The following is a 3,869-nucleotide window of genomic DNA, read 5'->3' as shown; positions in this document are numbered from 1 at the left end:
CGCTCCTACCTCGACTCCGCCCGCAAACACGGACTGAGCGCCTTCGAGGCCATCCACCGCGCCCTCACCGGCAACCTCTGGATGCCCCCCATCGCGCAGACCGACTGACCAGTACCTCTCACACACCATCACCGGTCAACTGCATTCCTTCTGAATGCTTACGGTTAAGTAGGGGCCCTTGGAAGGTTGACCCCGACTGCAGACCCCGGTCGAGTAGGAGTCAGCCAGGTGACGGGCGTGGCCGGAAACGGCGGACTGTCTGGACGAGCGGCGGGTCAGTATCGCTCGCAGAACAGTTGGGCTCCTCTTGAGGCGGCGCCGAGGGTGGTCAGCTTGTGGGTCTCACTCAACTTTTCCAGCAGCTGCCCGAAACATCCGCTATTGTGCTCTAATTCCATGCAGAGGAACTTAATACTTTCCTGAAGTGTTCTGGACATGTTGAGGACGACAGGTACCTCGCTGCCCTCGATATCTATTTTCAGTATGTCGATCGGCTTTCCGAGGAGATCCCGGTCTTCAAGGAGGATATCCAGTGGCTTGACTGTCACCTCGGCTCCCCCGGCCCCGAGCCGGCTGCCGCCAGCATCATCGTTGATGGTCGCTTTGCCTGTGAAGTCCGACACCGCTTCGGTGATGATCATGCATCTGAGCGGGTCCACCCGGTTGATGTTCATTCTCAGTAGCTCAAGATTGTGTGGCTCGGGCTCTATGGACACGACGCAGGCCTGGGGCGCCATTTCCAAGGCGAAGCAGGTGAAAGATCCGATGTTCGCGCCGACATCGACAACAAGGTGCGCATCGCGAATTCGGTCGTGAACGTGGTACACATCCTCGCACCACACCTCTCGCAAAACAACGAAGTCGGCAGGGCGGTCGGGGCGCACATGAAGGAGGACCCTCGGATTGTGCGTGGGCGCGAGAATCGTTGTCACTTCCATTTTTTCCCCATAATCGCCAGCATCTCTCTTACTCGGTGAACGTAGGTGTGGCGTTCGAGTGCAATTCGATGCATTCTCGATCGCGCACTCGAGCGCGCTCCCTGATCAGCTAATGCATACTTGATCATGCGTTCGAGATCATCGAAATCTCCCCATTTGTACATAGGGAGGACTCCATCGAAATCCTCTTTGAGGAAATCTATCTCCGGCATGATCAGATAGCCGCCGCGTCCGATTGTCTCGTAGACCCGGTCCGAGCAGTACAAGGTTCTCTCTTGGTCGAGACAGAGACTATCGCCCACCGTAACGCAAGCTGACACGTAGAAATCGTTGAGGGCCTCACCGCGCTCGACCCTGGGATGGTCGCCACCGGGATTGCGCCAGGACCAGTTGTTGCGGGCACACATCAGTCGCAACGCGTCCACGACCTGTTTACGGTAGGGCCAGGCCTTCGGGTGGTAACCGTTGCCATTGCTCCCAACGAAAGCTACATCACAGGCATATCGGGCGTATGCCGTGCCAAAGTGGGCGGCGTCGTGACGGATGCCGGGTCTCAGCCAATGATGGTTGACTCCCATGTCCCTCCATCGGTCCTGATGGGAACCGTCTGCGGTGAAGACATGGGAGGCGAAGAACATGGGGTGCAGCCACCACTGACGCGCGCCTCTGTCGCTGCCGTGGAAGATGTCGAGGTGCAGTGCCGCCGTCCGGACGCCCGTCATGGCGCACCGGCGCAGGGTGTCGAGACTCTCTCGCAAAGGCTGGGCGTCGTCCCATGTGCCGGTCCACAGCAGGAGATCGGAGGCGAGCGCGGTCTCGCGGACACGCTGCCAGCCGGTGGCATTCTCCTGCAATGGGACCACTTGGTGCCCTAGGAACTCGAATGCTTTGCGCACGTCGTTTTCCGTGCTGTAGGCGGGTTTGAAGTTTCCCACGTATGCGACACGCACGACGGCTGCCTCTTTCCTCGGCCTCAGTCCCCGTCGAAAGAGGCGGAATGTGTCGGCCCGGGCTGTGAAGGCTCGGGGTATGTGTTCCTCAAGTCCTGTGCTGCGAAAGGTCCGACAGCGCTCGTTTGTACAGGGGTAGCTTCTCCTCCCAGCGCATTCCTGCGGCCAGTTCCTTGGCCTGCTCGTGCATGTGTCGTACGGCGTCGGGATGTCGATACAGGTCGAGTATTCTGCGGGCGAGTTTCGGGACATCGGCGGTATACACGTCGACCCGGCCGCGGATACGGATGGTCGTGACTTCGGGCCGGACGGGGACAAGCCATTCGCGGGGCAGGACGATGTTGTTGGGGGAGACGTCTGTCATCAGGACAGGGATACCGGATCCGATGGCCTCCTGCGCCGGGAGACAGAGGCCGCCGTATCGGCGGGGGAGCACCAGGACGTCGCCGGTCTGGAAGATGTCCGCCGGCCGCGGGACGTGGCCGACGAGGCGTATCCCGCTGCCGTCGAGCGCTCGCCGGAGGGCGTCGTTCGGCTGCTGGCAGTACAGCGTGAACACGGCGTCGGGCATGAGCGGCCGCACCGACTTTACGGCCTTGATGAAGGCCAGGGTGCCGTTGCGGTCCTTGAAGGCGGGTCGTCCCGCCACGTGGAAGAACTCGCGTGCCCGCGTGATGTCGCGCTGCGGCAGGCCGGACAGGTCTATGGGCACCGGCAGATACCGTGTCGAGCCGATTCGCTCGATGTCCTCGAGATGCCACGGCGAGGGAGCGATGAAGAGATCGGGCCTTGGGATCGTGGGCCGACGCTGTTCGGACGGCGTCATGTAGTCGAGAAGCTCGTAGTTCGGTTGACAGACCGTCTTGACGTTCTGATCTCGGCAGTACCGCAGTAGATCATAATTTAGTGGCGTTTCGCAGTAGATCACCAAGTCTAGATCCGATACGAAATCCTCTATGTCACTCCTCGACGGGACCCCATGTGTGCGCACATCATACTCATACCAATTAGCGTGCACCGGCATGTGGTTTAGTTCGCCAATGTCCAGCAACATCGTCCTGGCCGGTTCGAGCCATTTGTGGAGCGACCTTGTCTGAATTCCCAGACCGGTATCCGTGGCGAAAGCGAGCAAGCCCACTCGGGGCTCAATCTCCTTCATTCGCCAACCCGGCAGGCCAGTGAGAACTCGCGGCAATGCCGAGCGAGAAAAGGAACTTCACTCATGCCGTCAACCCCTTTCATGCGTGTTCTCCGCGACTTGAGCGCGCCCGTTCAACATTGCGCGAGAGCAGTGCATTAGCATTACATGGATTGACGGATTCCCTCCGAACGGTGACAGGGTCCCTTTCGGGTCGAGGTTGACACTTGGGTATTCGTTCCGGCCATTCATAAGGTCGGGAGGCAAGACAAACTACACCGGGACTTTTTTTCGGCGCAGGTCGGGGTCGATGGTGGGTCGACGGGCCCGGGATATGAAAAGTTGAAGGCCGCACGTGCCCGTGGTGTGGTTCATCGTGGCATGCGGTCGGACCACACCACATTGTCGTCACCGGTCCGCCCGGGTCGGAAGGTCCCGGTGGGTTCCTCTCCAGGTACCCACCTCGCCTCAAAGGGAACGCTTGACCTGCGTTCCACAGTTGAGCGGGCTTCTCGGGGGTGCGGCAGGGCATCGTTGCAGGTCAGTGCCCCTGTTCCCTGTCGGGACGCCTTGCTGGCGTGAAAACATGGGGGTGGTGCCTGCCCGCCGACCCCGATGCTTCGTTGGGACTGTGAGCCCGAGGTCGGTGCTGTCACGTTGGTGGGGGTGGGGGTGTCTGAGCCTCGATCCACCGTGTAACGGCCGGGCTGTGGACAGGGAAACGGGAGGAGGTGCCCGCTGACCTGGGATGATGGGAGTTCTCACGCTTCCACCAGCACCAACCGGCAAGGCACCTCTCAAGTGAAATTCTTCCATAGCCCGGCGAGGGTGTTCGCCGCGTTC

General features: G+C 60.5%; 3 protein-coding genes. All 3 read right to left on the bottom strand.

Annotation, left to right across the window (positions count from 1 at the left end; all coding sequences use genetic code 11):
* Positions 1-275: 275 nt before the first annotated feature.
* Positions 276-932 carry an FkbM family methyltransferase gene (locus tag OTB19_RS41990; RefSeq protein ID WP_267804131.1) on the bottom strand — a complete coding sequence of 219 codons (657 nt, stop codon included), beginning with the start codon at positions 930-932 and terminating at the stop codon, positions 276-278.
* Positions 929-1,888, bottom strand: coding sequence for a glycosyltransferase (locus OTB19_RS41985; RefSeq protein WP_267804130.1), 960 nt, complete (start codon positions 1,886-1,888; stop codon positions 929-931). Before OTB19_RS41985 ends, OTB19_RS41990 begins: the two co-directional genes overlap by 4 nt.
* An 88-nt stretch (positions 1,889-1,976) precedes the next feature.
* Positions 1,977-3,047: a glycosyltransferase gene (locus OTB19_RS41980; protein WP_267804129.1), complete on the bottom strand. Its 1,071-nt coding sequence runs from the start codon at positions 3,045-3,047 to the stop codon at positions 1,977-1,979.
* Between the last annotated feature and the right edge of the window lie 822 nt (positions 3,048-3,869).

Origin of the sequence: Streptomyces sp. H27-H5 (genome assembly GCF_026627505.1) — a bacterium.
Taxonomy (GTDB): Bacteria; Actinomycetota; Actinomycetes; order Streptomycetales; family Streptomycetaceae; genus Streptomyces.
Note: the sequence above shows the minus strand (reverse complement) of the source record. Positions and strands in the feature narration are given on the sequence as shown.

Excerpts from the sequence above, each read along its gene's own strand:
- OTB19_RS41980 (WP_267804129.1), bottom strand. The coding sequence starts at position 3,047 with ATGAAGGAGATTGAGCCCCGAGTGGGCTTGCTCGCTTTCGCCACGGAT.